The organism is Pseudoalteromonas sp. KJ63-1 (assembly GCF_055808145.1).
The window spans coordinates 170,856-192,430 of record NZ_CM147855.1 but is presented as its reverse complement, the minus strand read 5'-3'; the positions used below and the strand labels follow the sequence as shown (position 1 = coordinate 192,430).

The window sequence follows — 21,575 nt, the reverse complement described above, 5'->3', positions numbered from 1 at the left end:
GGCCACACATAACACCATGGCACAGCACGATTATATTAATAAAAAACCAAAGAATAAAAAAACACCAAACAAGAACCGGCTAAAAAACCTTTTCCGCTGTTATTAACTTTCATTGCACTAGTACTTGTGGGTGGTTTCGCATATGGACTCTGGTTTGTTAAAAATAATGCCGATCCTGATCTTGTTGAAAAACAGGCAAACCCAACCCCCGAAAAACAAGTAGAAATAGCTAAACCGCGGCCACCTAAATTTATTAAAGAAATTAAAGAGCATGAAATTCAAGTTGAAGTGAAAGAGCTTGAACAAAAAGGCCCTTATGTTATGCAGTGTGGTTCATTTAAAACGCATCAACAAGCTGAAACCTTAAAGGCTAAAATAGCCTTTGCAGGGCTAATTTCAGAGATCAAAAAAACCACAGGTACTAATGGTATTTGGTATAAGGTGCGTTTAGGGCCTTATGAAACCAAGCGCCAAGCAGAAAGTGATAAGAACAAACTAAAACGAATTAATATCGTTGGCTGCGGAATTTGGGGCTGGACTTGAATTTAAACCATTCACCCATATAACCTCTTCATAATCGTTTTTTACGCGCTGCCCCCTTGCAGCGCGATGATGAGGAATAACATGACTACAATCGTAAGTGTACGCCGTGATGACAAAGTTGTTATTGGTGGTGACGGCCAAGTCTCCCTTGGTAATACTGTAATGAAGGGCAATGCCCGAAAAGTTCGACGTCTTTATAATGGCAAAGTAATCGCTGGTTTCGCTGGCGGTACTGCTGATGCCTTCACCCTTTTCGAACGTTTTGAAAGCAAATTAGAAATGCACCAAGGCAATCTAACTAAAGCGGCTGTAGAAATGGCTAAAGATTGGCGTAGCGATCGTGCCTTACGTAAACTTGAAGCCCTGCTAGCTGTTGCTGATGAAACTGCCTCATTGATCATCACTGGTAATGGTGACGTCGTACAACCTGAAAACGACCTGATCGCAATTGGCAGCGGCGGAAACTTTGCACAATCTGCTGCAACCGCCTTATTAGAAAATACCGACTTAAGTGCCCATGAAATTGTAGAGAAAAGTCTTACAATTGCCGGTAATATTTGTGTATTTACGAATAACTTCCAAACTATCGAAGAATTGTAATAGGAACCCGCTATGTCTGATATGACCCCAAGAGAAATTGTTCATGAGCTAGACCAACATATTATTGGTCAAGCAAAAGCAAAAAAAGCGGTTGCTATTGCCCTTCGTAATCGCTGGCGCCGTATGCAGTTAAACGAAGATTTACGTGCAGAAGTAACGCCGAAGAATATTTTAATGATTGGCCCTACTGGTGTAGGTAAAACGGAAATTGCGCGTCGGTTAGCAAAACTGGCTAATGCCCCCTTTATTAAAGTGGAAGCCACTAAATTCACAGAAGTAGGTTATGTAGGTAAAGAAGTTGAAACTATCATCCGTGATTTAGTCGACGTTTCAATCAAAATGACCCGTGAACAACAAACCAAAAAGTTTAAACACCGTGCAGAAGAAGCCGCTGAAGAGCGTATTTTAGATGTATTACTACCTCCAGTGAAAGATCAGTATGGGGAAGTTCAGCGCGATGAAAGCTCATCGACACGTCAATCGTTTCGTAAAAAATTACGCGAAGGCCAGCTAGATGACAAAGAAATTGATATTGATTTAGCGCAAGCTCAACCGAATGTTGAAATTATGGCTCCTCCTGGTATGGAAGAAATGACCAACCAGCTACAGGGCATGTTTCAAAATATGGGTGGTGATAAACGCACTAAACGTAAGCTTAAAATTAAAGAAGCATTTAAACTACTTACCGAAGAAGAAGCCGGAAAATTAGTTAACCCTGAAGAATTAAAAGAGCAGGCAATTTTTGCTGTAGAGCAAAACGGCATTGTGTTTATTGACGAAATCGACAAAATCTGTAAGCGCGGTGAAGCCTCAGGCCCAGATGTAAGCCGTGAAGGTGTACAGCGTGATTTACTACCGCTTATTGAAGGCTCAACGGTTAATACTAAGCATGGCATGGTTAAAACTGACCATATGCTATTTATTGCCTCAGGTGCATTCCAGATGTCTAAACCATCAGACATGATCCCGGAATTACAAGGCCGTTTACCTATTCGTGTTGAACTTGAAGCACTCACAGCCGATGACTTTAAGCGCATTTTAACTGAGCCACACGCATCACTTACGGAGCAACAACGCGAGCTACTCAAAACAGAGCAAGTCGCTGTTGAATTTAGCGACGATGCAATTGAGCGAATTGCTAAAGCCGCTTGGCAGGTTAATGAGAAAACCGAAAACATCGGTGCTCGCCGTCTGCATACTGTTATGGAAAGATTAATGGAAGAAATTTCATATGATGCTTCTGAAAAAGCGGGTTCAAGTTTAGTTATTGACGCTGCCTATGTTGAAAAGCACCTGGGTGCGCTGGTTGAAGATGAAGACTTAAGCCGCTTTATTCTTTAACAGCCGTTTGATGTATACTAAAAGCCTCCAGCACGGAGGCTTTTTTGTAAGTGAGATGACGATGAAACAAGTAACTAAAGTGCACTATCATAGTGTAAGTAAAAATTTAGATGTGTTTTTTGATGATCATTCAGAGGCAACCTTCAGTACTGAGTTTTTACGGGTTCACTCTCCCTCAGCCGAGGTGCAAGGCCATGGCTCTGAGCCTATGAAGTTAGTACTTAATAAACATACAGTGGGCATTAAAAGCATTACACCCGTAGGGCATTACGCGTTGCGTTTAGAGTTTGACGACGGACATAACAGCGGGTTGTTTAGCTGGCAGTATTTGGCTAAGTTACAAGCCGAACATACTAAGTTGTGGGACACTTATTTAGAACGTGTTAAACAACATGAAAATAACAAAGATAGCGTACCAATAAAATTTGTACCTTAGCGTCAGTTATGATGCTCCTGCTTCGTTAATAACAAACAAGCGGCAATTAAGCCGCTTGTTTCTATGGATAATTAAACTTTATATTTTGAGATTGCTTGATGAAGCACCCTTGACTGCTCAGACACCTCTTCACTAGTTTGTGCATTAGTTTGTGAATGAGCAGCAGCCCCTTCAGCAATATCTCGAATACGGACTACGTTTTTATTAACCTCTGATGCTACCTGACTCTGCTCATCAATAGCAGTAGCAATATGTGTACTCATTTCCATAATCGTTTGCACATCAACAGTGATTGCGCCTAGCAATTCACCCGCCTTTGTTGCTTGTGTTGCACTCTCACCACCTTGAGTACGACACTGATGCATGATACTGACTACCTCTTGGGTACGCTGTTGTAAGGTGTTAATAATACCTTCAATTTCGCTAGTTGACTCTTGCGTGCGTTGTGCAAGTGAGCGCACCTCATCTGCAACAACCGCAAAACCACGACCTTGCTCACCCGCTCTCGCGGCTTCAATGGCCGCATTTAAGGCAAGTAAATTAGTTTGTTCTGCAATGGCACGAATTACATCAAGTACAGAGCCGATGGTTTCACCATCTTTTTCTAGCTGTGACACCACGCTGGAGGCTTTACCAAGCGAATCAGACAAAGCATTAATATGTTTAATGGTTGACTCTACTTCAACCTGACCTTGCTGCGCACTTAAATTGGTTGATTCAGCTTTTTTAGCAGCAGCTTCTGTATTGTGTGAAATGTCTTGAATCGTAGCTTGCATTTCTGTGGCTGCAGTTGCCACCATATCCGCTTCATGCAATTGCTCTTGCATGCCAGAGCTAGTCGCTGAGGTTGTTTCAGATAGGTTACCCGTTGCTATATTAAGCGTTGTCAGTGCAGTATTTACTTCATAGATAAGCTCTTTAAAGTCGCTAATTAAACTATTAAAGTCTATGGTCATTCTGGTTACTTCATCTTCCCCTTTATGCTCTATAAACAAGCTTAAATCATTGTTTTTTCTTATCTTGTCAATAGTTTGATAAACCCTCTCAATAGGCTGAATAATTGAGCGACTCGTTAAGTACACAAGAGCCATAACAATAACGCTGGAAATTATAAATATGGCTATTGCCAATAATTGCGCCTGCTGGGCCGTCTCAGCAACTTGTTTTTTAGTGGCCGAAGTAATGGCAGTCACCACATCATCACTTTTCTTAATACTGACTCTCATTTTTCCAAGAGCACCCGAATCTAAATCAACCCCTAAAGCGATTTGTGCTTCAACTAGTGCGGTAAATTTGCCTTGGTAATTGGTCATTAATGAAGTTAATTGATTGCGTATATTACTAGGTATTTCTGCGGTATTTACTTGTTGTTTTAACTCATCACCTAATTTATTAAATCGGTCTAAATATTTGGTATCTAAACGCAACATAAAATCTTTCTCAGCACGGCGTAGCTGCAACATGGTGGTCAGTAATTTATGATCATTTTGCTGGTTCAGCAGTGTTTCAATGTTGTGTACTGACTCACGCAGTTCGCCATAAAGCGCATCTTTAGGGTGTAAACCTATCTTGCGTTGCAAATTAACAACAATTTGAAAGTCATCATAATACCGCTTTGCAAGCACTTCAAATTGGTTAACCTGATCAATGGCAATATCTAAATCTTTTGATAGAACAGATAGCTTCCCTAGTTTGAGCTGCAGCTGTTTATATTCATTGGTGAATAAATCTAAGCTTTTTTCATCTTTGTAAAATAAAAAGTCTTTTTCATATTTACGCATCGAAAGCTCATGCACATCAAGCTCTTCGGCGTATTGAATTGTTTCATTTAATTTAAGCATCACACGTGCTTCATAAATTATGATGCATAGCATGACAATCATTGCTAAACCTACAACTAAGGCGTTTAGTTGCAAACGGCGTTTTATCGTCAGATTTTGTAGAAAATTCATTGTAAATACCTATATTAAATTTGCCAGCGCAGTATAAAGTGATGCTTTCTTTGATTTAACTCATTAAGTTTGAACAAATAAAAAGGGTCGCCGGTAAAGTCTAACCATTAACAAACTCCTTTTAAACAAATGGATAATATAAAACCATTGGCCTAACCACAGTATTACTCAATTTTACAACTCTTGCCACTGAAGGTGAAAATGTTCAGCCGCATCATGGATGCAATACACCTGTTTATAATCTTGTTGTGGAGAAATGACAAGTTTATGAAAGAATTATTATTCTTATAGTTGATTTAGTTCTAATTATGGCTAAATTTACTGCGATTAAGTCGTTGTTATTGCATATAAGGAGGGTATACTGAGTTACTAACTTATGTATCTTTTGAGGATAAAATAATGGATTACAGCACTTCTGATTTATGCGACCACTTTGCTGATGTGGTTGACGTGCTTGAACCTATGTTCATCAACTTTGGTGGTCGACACAGTTTTGGTGGCCGCATTAAAACGGTAAAATGTTTTGAAAACAATGAACTGATCCGCCAATTACTTTCTCAAGATGGTACTGATCAGATTTTACTTATTGATGGTGGCGGTTCAACTCGCAGAGCACTAATTGATATTGAGCTGGCCGAGCTGGCACTTGAAAACAATTGGCAAGGCATTATTGTATATGGTGCATTACGTCACGTTGATGAGCTTGAAGAACTTGATTTAGGTATTCAAGCTATTGCGTCAATTCCTGTTGCAGCAGACAGTGAAGGCGCGGGCGAAAGCGGTATAGGGGTTAATTTTGCTGGCGTATCATTTTTTGATGATGACTTTGTTTATGCTGACAGTACCGGCATTGTACTTTCAGCTGAAGAATTAGAGCTAGAAATAATAGAACTGTAGCGTGACTGGTTACCTTAAACTATACGACGAAAGCACGGTAAAGGAAATTTGCTCTTACCGTGCTGGAGAGCTAAAAGCATGGCAGTCGATGGCATTACTTGATGCCCGCGACAATATTCAACAAGCACTTGCTGATGCCTTACAATTTGGTATGCGCTTTGTTTTACTAGGGATTTGTGAAGACATTGGCCCGAGAGCCAATCTAGGAAACGGTGGCGCACAGCATGCTTGGCCTGCGTTTTTACAACGCTTTTTAAACCAACCTCACAATGACGCTATTGCCATGCAAAAAGTATTACTGCTTGGCGAAGTCAACCTCGATGATTTAATGCAACAAGCACTACCGCTTGATAATCATAATCCAAACGACTTAGCTCAATTGCGTAAGCTGTGCGCTGAAATAGATGAGCGAGTTGAAGCAATTTTAGACATGGTTTTTAAAGCGGGTCTTGAACCTATTGTTATTGGCGGCGGGCATAATAACTGTTTGGGTATTATTCGCTCACTTGCCAAATATAACCTCGGCGCAATTAACGCGATTAATTTAGATCCTCATGCCGACTTTCGTGAGTGTGAAGGTAGGCACAGTGGTAATGGATTTAGCTACGCTTATCAAGAGCAGCTGCTCAATAATTACCATGTTATTGGCTTGCATGAGCTAAAAAATAATCAACCTATTTTTGATGCCATGCAGAGCGCTAGCTTTAGTTACACAAGCTACCAAACAATTAATGTGAAGCGCGAAATAAACTTAACTGAAGCAACTGCCAATGCACTCAAAGAGTTTGATAACACACCGCTAGGGGTAGAAGTTGATTTAGATAGCTTAACTAATATGCCTGCGAGTGCATTTAATTACTGTGGTTTTGATGTCAGCGATGGTGAGCATTATGTTTACTTAGCTGCAAGCGATCCCCGCAGTGCTTATTTACACTTATGCGAAGCAGCACCTTCACAACACCCCCATTCTATAACTGCAGGTAAATTACAGTGTGGCCAAGTGATCAGTGCTTTAGTTAATACCTATTTACAGACAAAACTAAGCCTTTAAAACACACTTAAAGTTCTTGTGCTTCTAACCATTGCTTAAACCAACTCATTAATCCTAAACTGCTCAATGGGTGTCCAAAATAGTATCCCTGTGAAGCGTAGGCTTTTAAACTTTTTACAAACTTTAGTTGATCGAGTGTTTCAACACCTTCAAAAATAACTTTCGTCTGTTGCTGGTTATGCATTTCAACCATACCACCTACTAAACTACGTATGTTATTTTGATTACTAAAGTCAGCAGTTAATGCAGGCGATATTTTAATGTATGCCACCGCTAAACTAGGTAACTTAGAAAGTAATACAGGATTATCACCTAAACCATCAACACACACTTTTAAACCTAAGCTGTTAAGTCTTGCTATCATGGCTCTACCTTTATCATCTAGGCTAGTAAAAATGTGTAGCGGACATTCTAAAATTAAATCACCAGGCCTAAGTTGGTGCTCACCAATAACCCCATAAACAAAATCAACAAACTCTTCGTTAAGCATTTCTGGGCCAAATAAGTTAACACTTAAAGGCACCCTCATTCCTTCCATACGCAGTGCCATGGCAAGCTCTCCAGCTCGTTCAATAACAAAGGTCGCAAGTGAGTAACCAAGCCCTGCAATTCTAATATCGTTGATAAACTGGCTCGCCGATAAAGTCCCTTGGGTTGGGTGCTGCCAGCGTAATAGCAATTCTAAAAATTCAATTTGGCCATCTTCATTTCGAATAACCGGTTGAAAAAACAATTCGAACTCATCAGCAAAGCTGATATTAGCCAGCTCAGTTAGTCGCGCTTGCTGCTCTAAATGGTCAGTCGTCATTTGCTGATGATAAGCCACAATTTGTTTAGCTGGCCGGCTATCAAGCGCCAAGTAAGCATGACTAATTAGCTCATCAAAGCTGCTGCTTTGTTTATTACAATGTACATAACTGGCTCTTACTTTTACTTCAATCGTACAATTAGCTACATTGAACGGCTTTAAGGTAGCGCCAATAATTTGCTTTATAAGCTGTTGATGTAAATGATTATGATTTTGTAAATCACAAATAAATGCAAAGTTTAACCCACCCAAGTGCGCTAATCTAGCATGCTCAGCAAGAAAAAAACTTCATCGCTATCTAATAAATCTTTTATTCGATTGGCCGACTGAGATAATAATAAGTCGCCAAAATCTCGGCCAATATGTTGATTAACTTGAGCAAAACCTTCTAGCCTCAGTACAATGATTGCTGCTGTAAATGAATCCTTATCATTGAGTTCATTATATTTTTGACGTAACTGCTGTTTATCGGGGAAGCTGGCTAAGGGTGAGTTTTCAACATACGCTTCAGGCTCGATTTCTGGCTTTAAAGTTGGAGCAGTCTGCGGCGTATTAGCCATTAAAAAACCACTGCTACTGAGTAGTAAAATTGGAATAAGTAACCACGCTAAATGCAATGTAAAAAAGAGGTAACCTGTAAATAATAAAACAAGCCCGCCTGAGGCACAGGCACTGATAAGTAACGGGACTTTTTGCTTTAGCAAATTCGCCTGATATAAATGAAAAGCAAACCCCAGAGCCAATAACAAAACAAACCAAGGGATGGCAGTGCTAACCATAGCTAAACCAATCAGCCCAGTGTATAAAAAGCTGAGCCTTATTACGTTACTTTTAACGGTTAACAACGCTGCAACCATTGCCATTAAAAGTGCACCACTTAAAAAAATAGCTAAATTGCTGTAGCTCAATAACGTTCCATCCATAGCTGAGGTACTCACTGACATTAAATAAAACATAGGCTTAAGAGTGAAGTCTTATAATTAGCTAAGTTTACCCAATATCCATAAATTTAACAGTTTATTTACCCCAAACTGATAACTTAATTGTGCTGGATGCTCAATTTGCCAATGTGCTATGTCGGCGCGAGCACCTACTTTTAATACGCCTCTATCAGCAAAACCAAGAGCCTGAGCTCCGTGTGCCGTGACTCCCATTAATGCCTGTTCTGGAGTAAAATTAAATAATGTACAAGCCATATTCATCATTAATTGCAAAGAACATAACGGTGATGTGCCTGGGTTAAAGTCACTGGCAATTGCGATGGGAACCTTGTATTTATTTAACAGTTCAATTGGAGGATATTTCGTTTCTTTTAAAAAATAAAAAGCACCGGGCAATAATACCGCCACAGTACCTGCATTTGCCATAGCTTTAACACCGGCTTCATCAAGATATTCCAAATGATCGGCCGACAAACCATTGTATTGCGCCACCAGCGCAGCACCTTGTTGATTAGATAACTGCTCAGCATGGCACTTAATTGCTAACCCCAGTTTTTTAGCCGCATCAAATACTCGCTGCGTTTGCGCATAACTAAAGCCAATATCCTCACAAAACACGTCAACCGCATCGACTAAATCATGTTCAACAAGGGTGTTGAGCATTTCATTACACACTAAATTTATATAATCATCACTACGATTTTTAAACTCTAAAGGTAATGCATGCGCGCCTAAAAAGGTATTAATGACTTCAATAGGGTGATGTTGATTTAACAGCCTAGCAACTTCTAATATTTTTTTCTCATTTTCTATATCAAGCCCATAACCTGACTTAATTTCTACCGTAGTTACGCCTTCAGCTAGTAGTGCATTTAAACGATCTTTTGCTGCTACAAATAATTGTTCGTGGTCAGCCTCTCGGGTTGCTTTAACGGTACTTGCAATTCCGCCCCCTTGCGCGGCAATTTGCTGATAGCTTACCCCTTGTAAACGCTGCTCAAACTCCTTTGCACGAGAACCGGCAAACACCAAGTGAGTATGGCAATCAATTAAGCCCGGGGTTAACCACTGCCCTTTGATACTTACTACCGGAGTGGCTAATATATCAAAATCAGGTAACTCAGTTTGCTCACCCAACCATGCTATTTTGCCATTTTTAATTGCTAAAGCCGCATTTTCTATCGCTCCATAAGGTGCATCAATGTTGTTATCCATGGTGGCAATATTGGCATCGGTGAGTAATAAATCGATATCATTTAACTGTTCTGTGGATTCTGTGGCTTGCATAAGTCTCTCCGCGATAGTGTTCAACAAGTTTAACAACACATCTTGTATATACAAGATGGTTGTGCCATCTTACTAGGTATTGTTTATTTTTAATATACTAAAAATATTTATGCCAACACCTAAGTTTACGCAAATAAAACAGTTTATTGTGGACAAAATACGCAGTGGGCTTTGGCTTGAAAACCAACGTGTCCCCTCAGAAAACGAACTAGCCAAACAGTTTACAGTAAGCAGAATGACCGCACGTCGGGCACTTAGTGAACTCACTGATGCAGGTATTTTAACCCGTAGCCAAGGCCTAGGTACGTTTGTAGCAAGCTTCAAGTCACAGTCATCATTACTTGAAATAAAAAACATCGCCAATGAAGTAAAAGAGCGAAACGGAAACTACAGCTGCACAGTACAAGTATTGGAATCAATTAATGCCGTAGCGCCAATTGCAATTGCTTTAGGTGTGGAGGTAGATAGCGTGGTATATCGCAGTGTCATTATTCATAACGAAAACGACAGCCCCTTACAAGTTGAGGAGCGCTTTGTAAATCCGCCCCTTGCAAAAGATTATTTACAACAAGATTTTACCGCCCTTACCCCACACGAATACTTATCAACAGTTGCCCCTTTAACACAAGCGAGGCATACGGTAGAGGCTATTACGCCAAACAGTGAAATGTGCCAATGGCTTAATTTATATAACGAAGAGCCCTGTTTACAAGTAATACGCCGTACTTGGTCGGTAAACGGAATTGTTAGTTTTGCACGACTTATATCGCCAGGCAGTAAGTACCGCTTGGGCGGACAATTAACATTTAAAAACAATAATAAAGCCCATAACGCTTAAATTTAACAGGAGTGAATAATGGATCATCGACTGGACACACAACGCACAATTCGCGCACAGCATGGTAATCAAATATCTACTAAAAGCTGGCAAACCGAAGCAGCTAAACGCATGCTAATGAATAATTTAGACCCTGATGTTGCCGAGCACCCTCAAGCTTTGGTGGTGTATGGCGGAATTGGCCGTGCTGCCCGTGACTGGCCAAGCTACGACAAAATAATTGAGACGCTTGAGCGCCTTGAAGATGACGAAACCCTTTTAGTGCAATCAGGTAAACCTGTGGGGGTATTTAAAACTCATAGCAATGCACCGCGGGTATTAATTGCAAATTCTAACCTTGTTCCGCACTGGGCTAACTGGGAACATTTTAACGAGTTAGATAAAAAAGGCTTGATGATGTACGGCCAAATGACCGCTGGCTCTTGGATTTATATTGGTTCTCAAGGGATTGTTCAGGGCACTTACGAAACCTTTGTAGCTATGGCAAAACAGCATTTTTCAGGCGATGCCAAAGGTAAGTGGGTGCTAACAGGTGGCCTCGGAGGAATGGGCGGTGCACAACCATTAGCAGCAACCATGGCAGGCTTTAGTGCCTTAGTAGTGGAATGTGATGAAAGCCGTATCGATTTTCGAATAAAAACAGGGTACGTCGATGTAAAAGCCACAGACCTTGAGCATGCATTAAAATTAATAACCGATGCCTGCGTAAAAGGTGAAGCGCTTTCTGTGGGTTTACTTGGTAACGCGGCTGATGTCTTTAGTACCTTAGTAAAAAGTGGTATTACTCCCGATATAGTCACCGATCAAACCTCAGCCCATGATCCGCTTAACGGCTACCTGCCACAAGGTTGGAGTATGGAGCATGCTGCAAAAATGCGAATCGATAATCCACAAGCAGTGGTCAAAGCAGCCAAACAATCAATGGCTGTTCAAGTAACAGCGATGTTGGCACTGCAAGATGCGGGCGCGGCAACGACTGATTACGGCAATAATATTCGTCAAATGGCGCTCGAAGAAGGCGTAACAAATGCATTTGATTTCCCTGGATTTGTACCTGCTTATATTCGTCCATTATTTTGTGAAGGCATTGGCCCATTTAGATGGGTAGCACTCTCAGGCGATCCCGAAGATATTTACAAAACAGACGCAAAAGTAAAAGAACTAATTCCTGATGATAAGCATTTGCATAACTGGCTTGATATGGCGCGTGAGCGAATTCAATTTCAAGGCTTGCCTGCACGTATTTGTTGGGTTGGCTTAAAAGACCGAGCGCGTCTAGCGATTGCCTTTAATGAAATGGTTAAAAACGGTGAGCTTAAAGCACCGGTAGTTATTGGCCGCGATCATCTTGACTCAGGCTCAGTAGCTAGTCCTAATCGTGAAACAGAGAGCATGCAAGATGGCTCCGATGCAGTCTCTGATTGGCCTTTATTAAATGCCCTGCTCAATACCGCAGGCGGTGCTACTTGGGTATCGCTTCATCATGGTGGCGGTGTAGGTATGGGCTTTAGCCAGCATTCAGGTGTGGTTATTGTTGCCGATGGTACCGATGAAGCAAAGCAACGCCTTGCAAGAGTGCTTTGGAATGATCCTGCTACCGGTGTGATGCGCCATGCCGATGCAGGTTATGACATTGCAAAAAATTGTGCACAACAACAAAACCTAGACCTACCTATGCTTAACAAGGATAAGTCATGATTTCATACACTCTCACACCCGGTCAGCTTGAATTACATACCTTAAGAAAAATTAATCAATCGGCCGTAGATTTAACTTTGGCAACTGAGTCCGCCACACAAATAGCTGCCAGCGCCCAAACCGTTCAAGACGTAATAAACGAGCAACGTACTGTATATGGTATTAATACCGGCTTTGGTTTATTAGCCAATACTAAAATAGCGAATGATGAGCTAGAACTATTACAACGCAGTATTGTGCTTTCACACGCTGCGGGCATTGGCGAATTAATGGATGACAGCACGGTCAGATTAATGATCACCCTAAAAGTAAATTCTTTATCACGGGGTTACTCTGGTATTCGTTTAGCAGTCATTGAGTTTTTTATACAGCTACTTAAAAATGAAGTGTACCCATGCGTGCCTAAAAAAGGCTCAGTGGGCGCATCGGGCGATTTAGCCCCCCTTGCTCATATGTGCCTGCCTTTATTGGGTGAGGGTAAAATGCGCTATCAAGGAGAGCTAATAAGCGCAGAACAAGGGCTAAAAATTGCAGGGCTTGAACCACTGACATTAGCCGCAAAAGAAGGCTTAGCACTATTAAATGGCACACAAGCCTCTACTGCATTTGCACTGCAGGGCTTATTTAGAGCCGAAGACTTGTACGCACAAAGCTGTGTAATTGGCTCTATCAGTATTGAGGCCGCCATGGGCAGTCGCGCACCATTTGATGCACGTATTCATGAGGTTCGTGGTCAACAAGGGCAAATTGATACCGCGCACGTATTTAGAGAACTGTTAAGTACCCACTCACAAATTAGTGACTCACATATTAATTGTGAAAAAGTACAAGACCCTTATTGCCTGCGCTGCCAACCGCAAGTACTTGGTGCGTGTTTAACCCAAATACGCCAAGCCGCCGAGGTATTACTGTGTGAGTCAAACGGGGTAACCGACAACCCACTCGTTTTTGCCGATGTAGGAGATATTATTTCAGGCGGAAACTTTCATGCTGAGCCCGTTGCTATGGCCGCTGATAATCTTGCGATTGCCATTGCCGAAATTGGCGCCTTAGCTGAGCGACGTATTGCCTTACTTATTGACTCTAATTTATCAAAGTTGCCGCCATTTTTAGTTGAAAACGGTGGGGTAAATTCAGGATTTATGATAGCTCAAGTGACAGCAGCTGCGCTCGCCTCAGAAAACAAATCACTAGCACACCCGGCCTCGGTAGATAGTTTACCGACCTCAGCTAATCAAGAAGACCATGTCTCTATGGCAACTTTTGCTGCTAGGCGCTTAGTTGATATGGCTAATAATACGCAAGGCGTGTTAGCCGTTGAGTGGCTAAGTGCTTCTCAAGGGCTAGAGTTTAGAAAGCCGCTACATGCGTGTGAACAGGTGGAGCATGCTAAGGCGCTGCTACGCCAACATGTTAGCTATTACGACAAAGACCGCTACTTTGCCCCCGATATTGAAGCGGCCAACAGACTACTAAGTGAAGGTAAGTTGTGCGACTTTATAAAAAATTCGCCCTTACCTTCTTATTAAATAGCCTGAACTCTGGTTAAGAGATTTACTAACGTATTGAATCAATATGATATTTATGTTTATTTTCTCTAGCCAGAGATTTCCAGTGAAAACAAGGCGGAATTACGCGTCGAAAGCTCGCCTATTGCAAGTAAATTCAACGCAGTTAGCACTGAAAATAGCTGCTTGAGATAGATTTATTATTCAGAGTTCAGGTTAAATACCATACTGATAACTAAAACCCAACGCTTCTATCGCTGAGCCAATAACTTTGCGCTCAGCGACTTCATCACTACTAAAACTTGGCATTTGTGTGCCATACAGCTCACACTTTTTTGCATAATAATCTGCTTTGCTCGGGTGCGCAGGGTTAACTACATTATAAATACTTTGCCCTTGTGACCAATTGTTGAGTACCGCATAAATGGCATTGATCACATCTTGTTGATGCACCATGTTCACCACTTGCTGACTAGAGGTGTTGAGCTCTTTACCTGCCACAAAACGACCCGGCTCTCTGTTTGGCCCCAACAATCCGGCTAATCTTAGAACTTTACCTTGCTGTTCAAGTACTTGCTCTTCAGCATCATAGAGCTTTATTTGTCGCTCGTTAGTGCCAGATATATCGCTACTTTCACTATAAACTCCAGGCTCTTGATCATACACCCCAGTCGATGAGCACAATAAAAAACCTTTGCAATTAAGTTCAGTTGCCAGCTTTAACCCCTGCTCCAGCACTTGAGAATAATCACTTTCGCTGTCACGACTGCGCGGAGGTATAGCACACACCCAGTACGCATTTTGTAAATCCACTTGGTGCTGCAGCTCGCCGTTTTGTAGAACAAACTGACGCTCAAAATCAAATTGATGAGTGTCACTACGATGAGTTCCTTGCACTTGCCAACCTTGTTTTTGTGCATCAATACATAAGGCTTGGCCAAGCCAGCCAGCGCCAAGGACTACTAAGTTATCTTTGTTGGTTTGCACTTTATTTTCCCTTTTATTAAAACTCAATCAACGCGTTTTATAGCAACAAAAAAATATGATGAACTCATACTACTAAAAATAATATTAGCAAACGCTGGTTACAGAAGATATTAACATACACCTTTTTTACGATTAACAACCTCTTTAATGATAAAGCTTCCGTGCATACACATCTGCCGATAAACCGCATGACTTAAGTGACTTACGAAGAGTAATGAATAAAACTTTTGCTCAATTTAAGGATTAAAAAACGATAGCGACAAACAAGGCATTTAAGGGTGAAATTTAAGCGCTTTGCTCTTGTTTTTAATTTATTCAACACCATATCTTTAAAGCATTTCTAATCAACTTTAGCTACATAATGCTATTTTTATGAGCGAGATCTCATTTTTCTGTTTTAAATGAAGATCTTTTTATTGAGGTAGTTTGATGTTTAGCAGAGTCTGGTATAGTAGCGCAGGTAATAAACAGTGCTTTTTAAGCAGCTTAATACAAAATTGCTAATTAATGTGTCCTAAAGGTTAATTCAAAGAATACATTAATTATCAATTGTAAAAAATGGGTTAGCCGATGCACGGCTAGCAAAAAAACACATTGTAACGGTTTTATCATGATATCTAATTTATTTACCAAGATTTTTGGTAGTCGCAATGACCGCACTATTAAAAACCTAAGAAAGACGGTCGCACTGATCAATGCACTTGAAACGCAACTAGAAGCGCTTTCAGATGAAGATTTAAAAGCTAAAACAGCTGAGTTTAGAGAACGTTACGATAACGGACAAAGCCTAAGCGATATTCTACCAGAAGCATTTGCTGTGGTACGTGAGGCGTCAAAGCGTGTAAACGGTATGCGTCACTTCGACGTGCAATTATTAGGTGGTATGGTTTTACAACAAGGCCGTATTGCAGAAATGCGTACTGGTGAAGGTAAAACCCTAACCGCGACACTTCCAGCATATTTAAATGGCTTAACAGGTAAAGGCGTTCATGTCATTACCGTAAATGACTACTTGGCTAAGCGTGATGCTGAAACCAACCGTCCACTATTTGAGTTTTTAGGCTTAACCGTTGGTTGTAATGTTCCGGGCATGATGCCACAACAGAAAAAACAAGCTTATGCAGCTGACATCACTTACGGTACCAATAACGAGTTTGGTTTTGACTACCTACGTGACAACATGGCATTTAGCATTGATGAGCGCGTTCAACGCCCATTATTTTATGCCGTAGTGGATGAAGTGGATTCAATCCTAATTGATGAAGCGCGAACGCCGCTTATTATTTCAGGCCCAGCTGAAGACAGCTCAGAGCTTTACACTGAAATAAATACCATTGTTCCTTTACTTGAACTACAAGAAAAAGAAGATGAGGAAGGGATTGAAGGTGATGGCGATTTCACTATCGATGAAAAATCTAAGCAAGTTCACCTAACTGAGCGTGGGCAAATAAAAGTTGAAGAGCTACTTACAGAGCGCGGCTTAATTGAAGAAGGTGATTCACTGTACTCAGCAGCGAGCATCACGCTACTTAGTCACGTTTATGCAGCTCTTCGTGCGCACAAGCTTTACCAAAAAGATGTTGACTACGTTATTAAAGAAAACGAAGTTATCATTATTGATGAACACACAGGTCGCTCTATGGAAGGACGCCGTTGGTCAGAAGGTTTACACCAAGCTGTAGAAGCAAAAGAAGGTGTGAAAATTCAAAACGAGAACCAAACGTTAGCTTCTATTACGTTCCAAAATTACTTCCGCTTGTACGAAACGCTAGCAGGTATGACAGGCACAGCCGATACAGAAGCGTTTGAGTTTCAGTCTATTTACGGTTTAGACACAGTTGTTATGCCAACCAATAAGCCAATGATCCGTGATGATCGCGCAGATTTGGTGTACCTAACGCAAGAAGAAAAGTACGAAGCCATTTTAGCAGACATTAAAGACTGTCAAGAACGTGGTCAGCCAGTACTTGTAGGTACTATCTCAATTGAAAGCTCTGAGTACTTGTCGCAGTTTTTACGCAAAGAAAAAATTAAGCACAACGTACTTAATGCTAAATTCCACGCACAAGAAGCAGACATTGTTTCTGATGCGGGCTTACCAGGCACAGTCACCATTGCCACCAACATGGCCGGTCGTGGTACCGATATTGTACTTGGTGGTAATTGGAATAGTGAAGTTGAAAAACTTGAAAACCCAACTGACGAACAAATTGCCGAAATTAAAGCCGCATGGAAGATTCGCCATGACGCAGTAATTGATGCCGGCGGTTTACACATTATTGGTACAGAGCGTCATGAATCACGTCGTATTGATAACCAATTACGTGGTCGTTCTGGCCGTCAAGGTGATGCCGGTTCAAGCCGTTTCTACCTATCGATGGATGATGCGTTAATGCGTATTTTTGCCGGTGAGCGCATGACCAACATGATGCGTAAACTAGGTATGCAACGTGGCGAAGCCATTGAACACCCATGGGTTAACCGCGCAATCGAAAACGCCCAGCGTAAAGTAGAAGCACGTAACTTTGATGTGCGTAAACAGCTACTTGAGTACGATGATGTAGCAAACGATCAACGTCGTGTTGTTTACTCTCAACGTAACGAATTGCTTGAAGAAGGTGATATTTCAGAAACGATTACCGCTATCCGTGGTGATGTGCTCGCGGGTGTAATTGATCAATACATTGCCCCACAAAGCTTAGCTGAAATGTGGGATGTCCCAGGGCTTGAAGAGCGCTTAAAGCAAGATTTCCTAATTGAGTTACCAATTACTCAGTGGTTAGCTGATGACAATAAACTGTACGAAGAAAAACTTCGTGAGCGTATTGAAGAAGCGGTTGAACAAGCTTACAAGCAAAAAGAAGAAATGGTCGGCGATTCTGTACTTCGTCAGTTTGAAAAAGCCATTATGCTTCAAAGTCTTGACCAACATTGGAAAGACCACCTTGCTGCAATGGATCACTTACGCCAAGGTATTCACTTACGTGGTTACGCACAAAAGAATCCTAAGCAAGAATACAAACGTGAGTCGTTTGAGTTATTCTCTGAAATGCTAGAAAACTTAAAAGTCGATGTGGTCGGTATTTTAAGTAAAGTGCAAGTTCGTGCTGAAGAAGATGTTGAAAAAGTAGAAGAGCAATACCGTAAAAGTGAAAATGCCCCTCGCGAATATCAACATGAAGAAGTAGAACACGTAGGTGGTGAAGCACCGCAAAGCGCTCAGGTTATGGCGCGTAGCGAGCCAAAAGTTGGCCGTAACGATCCATGTCCATGTGGTTCAGGTCAAAAATACAAACAATGTTGTGGTAAATTAAAATAACACCACTTTGTTACGTTAGATAAAAAGCGACGCTTGCGTCGCTTTTTTTATGCTATTTAAGGGAGAGGTAATGACTAAAGTAATCATCAATGTTGCTGTGGGTGTAATTAAAAAAAATAACAATTTGTTTATTTGTAAACGTGCAGATGAGCAACATCAAGGTGGGTTATGGGAGTTTCCTGGTGGCAAAGTTGAAGCCGGAGAAAGTGTGTTTCAAGCCCTAAAACGTGAACTGCTAGAAGAAGTAGGACTGACTATTCATAGTTCAAGCGAACTTATCACTATAGAGCATGACTATGGCGATAAATGCGTACGACTTAATGTGCATGTGGTCAGTAACTTTAACGGTCAAGCTCATGGCGCAGAAGGGCAACCAAGCGAATGGGTAGGCATTGACGAACTTGATAACTATGATTTTCCTGCTGCTAATGTTGAGATCATCAGCGCCATAAAAACAAAATATAGCTAGTTTTATTATCAGGTATATAAGTAACTAAAAAGCCAGTGAGCATGATGCTCACTGGCTTTTTATTTTGCGATTAATGGCTCTAACCGCTTAAGCTAATTTTAGCTCAAATTACCAAATTTTTACGCGTTCTTCAGGCTTGATATACATTTTATCGCCCTCTTTAACATCAAACGCTTGGTAAAATTCTGGCATGTTCGACAAAATACCAATTACGCGATAATGACTCGGTGAATGTGAATCGGTCATTAAACGATTACGTAGCGCCTCATCACGGTATTTACGACGCCAAATTTGCGACCAGCCCATAAAGAAGCGTTGGTCGCCCGTATAGCCTTCAATAATGGGCGCTTTCGAATCACCCAGCGATAGCTGATACGCTTTATAAGCGACGGTTAAGCCGCCTAAATCACCAATGTTTTCACCCAGTGTCAGCTCACCATTAACGCTGGCATCTTCAAACGGTTTATATTGATTATACTGTGCAACTAAGGCAGCACTTCGCTGTTCAAACTGCTTAAGGTCTGACTCGCTCCACCAATTACGTAAATTGCCATCACCGTCGTATTTTGCACCTTGGTCGTCAAAGCCATGGCCTAACTCATGGCCAATAACCGCACCAATAGCACCATAGTTAACTGCATCATCAGCTTCTAAATTAAAGAAAGGAGGCTGCAGAATCGCCGCAGGGAATACTATCTCGTTATTCACTGGATTGTAGTAAGCATTCACTGTTTGTGGCGTCATATGCCACTCAGAGCGATCAACTGGCTTACCTAATTTAGCAACCATATCCGCATAAGCCCATTCACTGTAGCGAATATAATTACCAACCAGTTCATCAGGGTTAATCGCTAAATCTGAGTAATCTTTCCATTTATCTGGGTAACCAATTTTAGGGGTAAACTTATTGAGTTTTTCTTGCGCCGCCACTTTTGTTTCAGGGCTCATCCACTCAAGGTTTTCAATTGCCACTGAATAGCCTGTAATCACATTATCAACTAACTCTTCCATACGCGCTTTCGCTTCTGGCGGGAAGTTTTCTTTAACGTAGACTTTACCTAAAATTTCACCCAGTACACGGTTTGATGCATCAACGGCTTGCTTCCAAAGTGGTGCTTGCTCTTCAACACCACGCAACGTGGTGCTGTAAAAATTAAATTTCAAATCTACTAAATCTTTATTAAGTAGCTGCGCGTAATTACTAACAAAATGGAATTTTAAATAGTTTTGCCAAACAGCTAAGTCAGTATTGTTGAAAATCTCTGCAAATTTTTCAAAGTAACTTGGTTGGCGCACAATCAACTCTTGAGCATCAACGCCAACTGCTTCGAAATAGGCATTTAAATCAAACTCACCCATTAGCGAGTTAGCTTCAGCTACCGTCATTTTATTGTATGACTTAGTTGCATCACGGCTTTGCACTCGGCTCCACTGTGCATCAGCAAGTGTCGTTTCAAGTGCTAATATCGCTTTGGCTGCATCAGCGGCATTATTAACGCCAGCTTTAGCTAAAATATCGGTGATATACGTTTGATAAGCCGCGCGAATTTTTGTGAATTTTTCATCATCTTTTAAATAGTAGTCGCGGTCAGGTAAACCAAGTCCCGCTTGATAGGCATAAAGCGCATTTTCACTTGAGTTTTTAGCGTCATTATTAACATACCAGCCAAAAGGAAGATCGCCACCTTTAACTTGTAGCTGTGCCATCAGTGTGACTAACGCGGCTTTATCTTTCACTGTATCAATGCTTTTAATAGCTGGCTCAAGTGGCAAAATACCTAACTCTTCACGAGCATTTTCAGCCATATAGCTAGAATAAAATGCACCAATCTTATATTCATCTGAACCTGGTTTTGCACTACTATTAGCACTGGCGTTTTCAAGCACTGTTTTCATTGCTTTTTGCGATTCATCATATAACTGTGAGAACGACCCATAGTTAGACTTGTCACCTGGAATCTCAGTTTTTGCTAACCATTGACCATTAACATGGTAATAAAAATCATCCTGTGCACGAACACTTTTATCCATATTTTGTAAATCAACACCTAGCGCACCAGGAGCCGCCACCGGTGCAGTTACTGTGGTTGATTCTGCTTTCATTTGTTGTGGCTTTTCGCCGCAGCCAACCAAACCTAACGCCAATGCAATACTGGCGGCAGTCATTGTTATTTTTTTCATAAGAATTCCGTATATTAATTAGAATAAATACGCATTTCATTAAGATTTGATAACTCAAAAAACAACAATAGGATGCAGTCTATTACCTGCTTAATGAAATACGCATCAGCTACAACCTAATTTAGGAAGCACTAGATAAGCATAATAAACCTGATTTAAATAACAATGAAATCGAATATGTAACAAAGTATTTTGCGCTTCTTCAGAGCGAGAAAAGGAGTTTAGTGCGAGGACTAGCTAGGCTTACTTTTGCCATGTAAAGCTAAGCGCTGCAGCTTTTCTTTTAATGAAGGAGGAGCAGAATCGGCGATCGCATTCAAATAATCAGCCGTTTGCTCACTCATTTTAAGAGAGTTAGTCGCTTGGCTATCTGTCGCTTTAGGACGGTTACTTAATCGTTGAGTTGCTTGTGGATTGGCGGTAATTTTTATTTGTCCAAGCTCTGCCATACCTGCGGCTCTAAAATGAGACTGCATATCCATTTTTAAATAATTAAGCCTAAGAGCAATAGGAGCAGAAACAGCTTCTATCATCAGCGTGCCATCACGATAATTACTTACTCGGCATTTATCGCCTAGCTTAGGCCCTAAAAAATCTCGCAACAACTGTTGCTGTGTATCCAGTGCTTGGCTTTTCCCCGCATAGGCTGCTAAACGGTTATTCAGACCGGCCATAATGTCGGTTAATGGTTTTGGCGCATATCTATCTTTAGCCATATC

The 21,575-nt window shown here is 41.1% G+C and carries 15 protein-coding genes and 2 pseudogenes; 11 read left to right on the top strand and 6 right to left on the bottom strand.

Going from position 1 to position 21,575, the window contains the following annotated elements; genetic code table 11:
- Positions 1-16: 16 nt before the first annotated feature.
- From AC0L7Q_RS00840 to AC0L7Q_RS00825, 4 genes and pseudogenes are all read left to right on the top strand, one after another.
- Positions 17-543: pseudogene (locus tag AC0L7Q_RS00840) on the top strand (SPOR domain-containing protein).
- An 81-nt stretch (positions 544-624) separates the two neighbouring features.
- Positions 625-1,143, top strand: a complete 519-nt coding sequence (gene hslV, locus AC0L7Q_RS00835) for an ATP-dependent protease subunit HslV (RefSeq protein ID WP_010390410.1) — start codon at positions 625-627, stop codon at positions 1,141-1,143.
- 12 nt (positions 1,144-1,155) lie between these two features.
- Entirely contained in the window at positions 1,156-2,484 is a 1,329-nt protein-coding gene (gene hslU, locus AC0L7Q_RS00830; RefSeq protein WP_198522441.1) for an HslU--HslV peptidase ATPase subunit, read from the top strand.
- A gap of 61 nt (positions 2,485-2,545) precedes the next feature.
- Positions 2,546-2,920: a gamma-butyrobetaine hydroxylase family protein gene (locus AC0L7Q_RS00825; protein ID WP_413401146.1), complete on the top strand. Its 375-nt coding sequence runs from the start codon at positions 2,546-2,548 to the stop codon at positions 2,918-2,920.
- 71 nt (positions 2,921-2,991) lie between these two features.
- Here the strand turns inward: AC0L7Q_RS00825 and AC0L7Q_RS00820 are convergent, their stop codons facing one another.
- Positions 2,992-4,872 carry a methyl-accepting chemotaxis protein gene (locus tag AC0L7Q_RS00820; RefSeq protein ID WP_413401145.1) on the bottom strand — a complete coding sequence of 627 codons (1,881 nt, stop codon included), beginning with the start codon at positions 4,870-4,872 and terminating at the stop codon, positions 2,992-2,994.
- Positions 4,873-5,271: 399 nt separating this feature from the next.
- Between AC0L7Q_RS00820 and rraA the strand changes: the two genes are divergently transcribed.
- The gene (gene rraA / locus AC0L7Q_RS00815; RefSeq protein ID WP_008465762.1) at positions 5,272-5,769 is read left to right on the top strand and encodes a ribonuclease E activity regulator RraA; all 498 of its coding nucleotides are present in this window, start codon (positions 5,272-5,274) and stop codon (positions 5,767-5,769) included.
- A gap of 1 nt (position 5,770) precedes the next feature.
- Positions 5,771-6,820, top strand: a complete 1,050-nt coding sequence (locus AC0L7Q_RS00810; protein ID WP_413401144.1) for a formimidoylglutamase — start codon at positions 5,771-5,773, stop codon at positions 6,818-6,820.
- 7 nt (positions 6,821-6,827) lie between these two features.
- On the opposite strand, the pseudogene AC0L7Q_RS00805 reads toward AC0L7Q_RS00810, so the two are convergent.
- Positions 6,828-8,551: pseudogene (locus AC0L7Q_RS00805) on the bottom strand (EAL domain-containing protein).
- Between the two features lie 57 nt (positions 8,552-8,608).
- Positions 8,609-9,856 carry an imidazolonepropionase gene (gene hutI, locus AC0L7Q_RS00800; protein ID WP_409424464.1) on the bottom strand — a complete coding sequence of 416 codons (1,248 nt, stop codon included), beginning with the start codon at positions 9,854-9,856 and terminating at the stop codon, positions 8,609-8,611.
- Between the two features lie 109 nt (positions 9,857-9,965).
- Here hutI and hutC point away from each other — a divergent pair, with 109 nt between their 5' ends.
- Genes hutC through hutH form a run of 3 tightly spaced genes read left to right on the top strand, consistent with a single transcriptional unit; the run spans position 9,966 to position 13,921 of the window.
- Positions 9,966-10,694, top strand: coding sequence for a histidine utilization repressor (gene hutC, locus AC0L7Q_RS00795; RefSeq protein WP_178954700.1), 729 nt, complete (start codon positions 9,966-9,968; stop codon positions 10,692-10,694).
- 18 nt (positions 10,695-10,712) lie between these two features.
- Complete coding sequence (hutU, locus tag AC0L7Q_RS00790; protein WP_413401143.1) at positions 10,713-12,392, top strand: urocanate hydratase; 1,680 nt, start codon at positions 10,713-10,715, stop codon at positions 12,390-12,392.
- Complete coding sequence (hutH, locus tag AC0L7Q_RS00785) at positions 12,389-13,921, top strand: histidine ammonia-lyase (protein WP_413401142.1); 1,533 nt, start codon at positions 12,389-12,391, stop codon at positions 13,919-13,921. The genes hutU and hutH overlap by 4 nt, the downstream gene beginning before the upstream one ends.
- 195 nt (positions 13,922-14,116) lie before the next feature.
- On the opposite strand, the gene AC0L7Q_RS00780 is transcribed toward hutH, so the two are convergent.
- Positions 14,117-14,887 (bottom strand): Rossmann-fold NAD(P)-binding domain-containing protein, encoded by a 771-nt coding sequence (locus tag AC0L7Q_RS00780; protein ID WP_413401141.1) that lies wholly within the window; start codon positions 14,885-14,887, stop codon positions 14,117-14,119.
- Between the two features lie 610 nt (positions 14,888-15,497).
- Here AC0L7Q_RS00780 and secA point away from each other — a divergent pair.
- Positions 15,498-18,206 carry a preprotein translocase subunit SecA gene (gene secA, locus AC0L7Q_RS00775; protein ID WP_413401140.1) on the top strand — a complete coding sequence of 903 codons (2,709 nt, stop codon included), beginning with the start codon at positions 15,498-15,500 and terminating at the stop codon, positions 18,204-18,206.
- A gap of 70 nt (positions 18,207-18,276) precedes the next feature.
- Entirely contained in the window at positions 18,277-18,675 is a 399-nt protein-coding gene (mutT, locus tag AC0L7Q_RS00770) for an 8-oxo-dGTP diphosphatase MutT (RefSeq protein ID WP_054202559.1), read from the top strand.
- 108 nt (positions 18,676-18,783) lie between these two features.
- Here the strand turns inward: mutT and AC0L7Q_RS00765 are convergent, their stop codons facing one another.
- Both AC0L7Q_RS00765 and AC0L7Q_RS00760 read right to left on the bottom strand, forming a co-directional pair.
- Positions 18,784-20,856 (bottom strand): M13 family metallopeptidase, encoded by a 2,073-nt coding sequence (locus AC0L7Q_RS00765; RefSeq protein ID WP_413401139.1) that lies wholly within the window; start codon positions 20,854-20,856, stop codon positions 18,784-18,786.
- A 233-nt stretch (positions 20,857-21,089) separates the two neighbouring features.
- Positions 21,090-21,572, bottom strand: coding sequence for a DciA family protein (locus AC0L7Q_RS00760; protein ID WP_413401138.1), 483 nt, complete (start codon positions 21,570-21,572; stop codon positions 21,090-21,092).
- Positions 21,573-21,575 lie beyond the last annotated feature (3 nt).

Coding starts and splice junctions, on each gene's coding strand:
- hutH (WP_413401142.1), top strand. CDS start 12,389: ATGATTTCATACACTCTCACACCCGGTCAGCTTGAATTACATACCTTA.
- AC0L7Q_RS00825 (WP_413401146.1), top strand. CDS start 2,546: ATGAAACAAGTAACTAAAGTGCACTATCATAGTGTAAGTAAAAATTTA.
- secA (WP_413401140.1), top strand. CDS start 15,498: ATGATATCTAATTTATTTACCAAGATTTTTGGTAGTCGCAATGACCGC.
- hutI (WP_409424464.1), bottom strand. CDS start 9,856: ATGCAAGCCACAGAATCCACAGAACAGTTAAATGATATCGATTTATTA.
- AC0L7Q_RS00760 (WP_413401138.1), bottom strand. CDS start 21,572: ATGGCTAAAGATAGATATGCGCCAAAACCATTAACCGACATTATGGCC.
- hslV (WP_010390410.1), top strand. CDS start 625: ATGACTACAATCGTAAGTGTACGCCGTGATGACAAAGTTGTTATTGGT.
- mutT (WP_054202559.1), top strand. CDS start 18,277: ATGACTAAAGTAATCATCAATGTTGCTGTGGGTGTAATTAAAAAAAAT.
- hslU (WP_198522441.1), top strand. CDS start 1,156: ATGTCTGATATGACCCCAAGAGAAATTGTTCATGAGCTAGACCAACAT.
- hutC (WP_178954700.1), top strand. CDS start 9,966: ATGCCAACACCTAAGTTTACGCAAATAAAACAGTTTATTGTGGACAAA.
- hutU (WP_413401143.1), top strand. CDS start 10,713: ATGGATCATCGACTGGACACACAACGCACAATTCGCGCACAGCATGGT.
- AC0L7Q_RS00765 (WP_413401139.1), bottom strand. CDS start 20,856: ATGAAAAAAATAACAATGACTGCCGCCAGTATTGCATTGGCGTTAGGT.
- AC0L7Q_RS00820 (WP_413401145.1), bottom strand. CDS start 4,872: ATGAATTTTCTACAAAATCTGACGATAAAACGCCGTTTGCAACTAAAC.
- rraA (WP_008465762.1), top strand. CDS start 5,272: ATGGATTACAGCACTTCTGATTTATGCGACCACTTTGCTGATGTGGTT.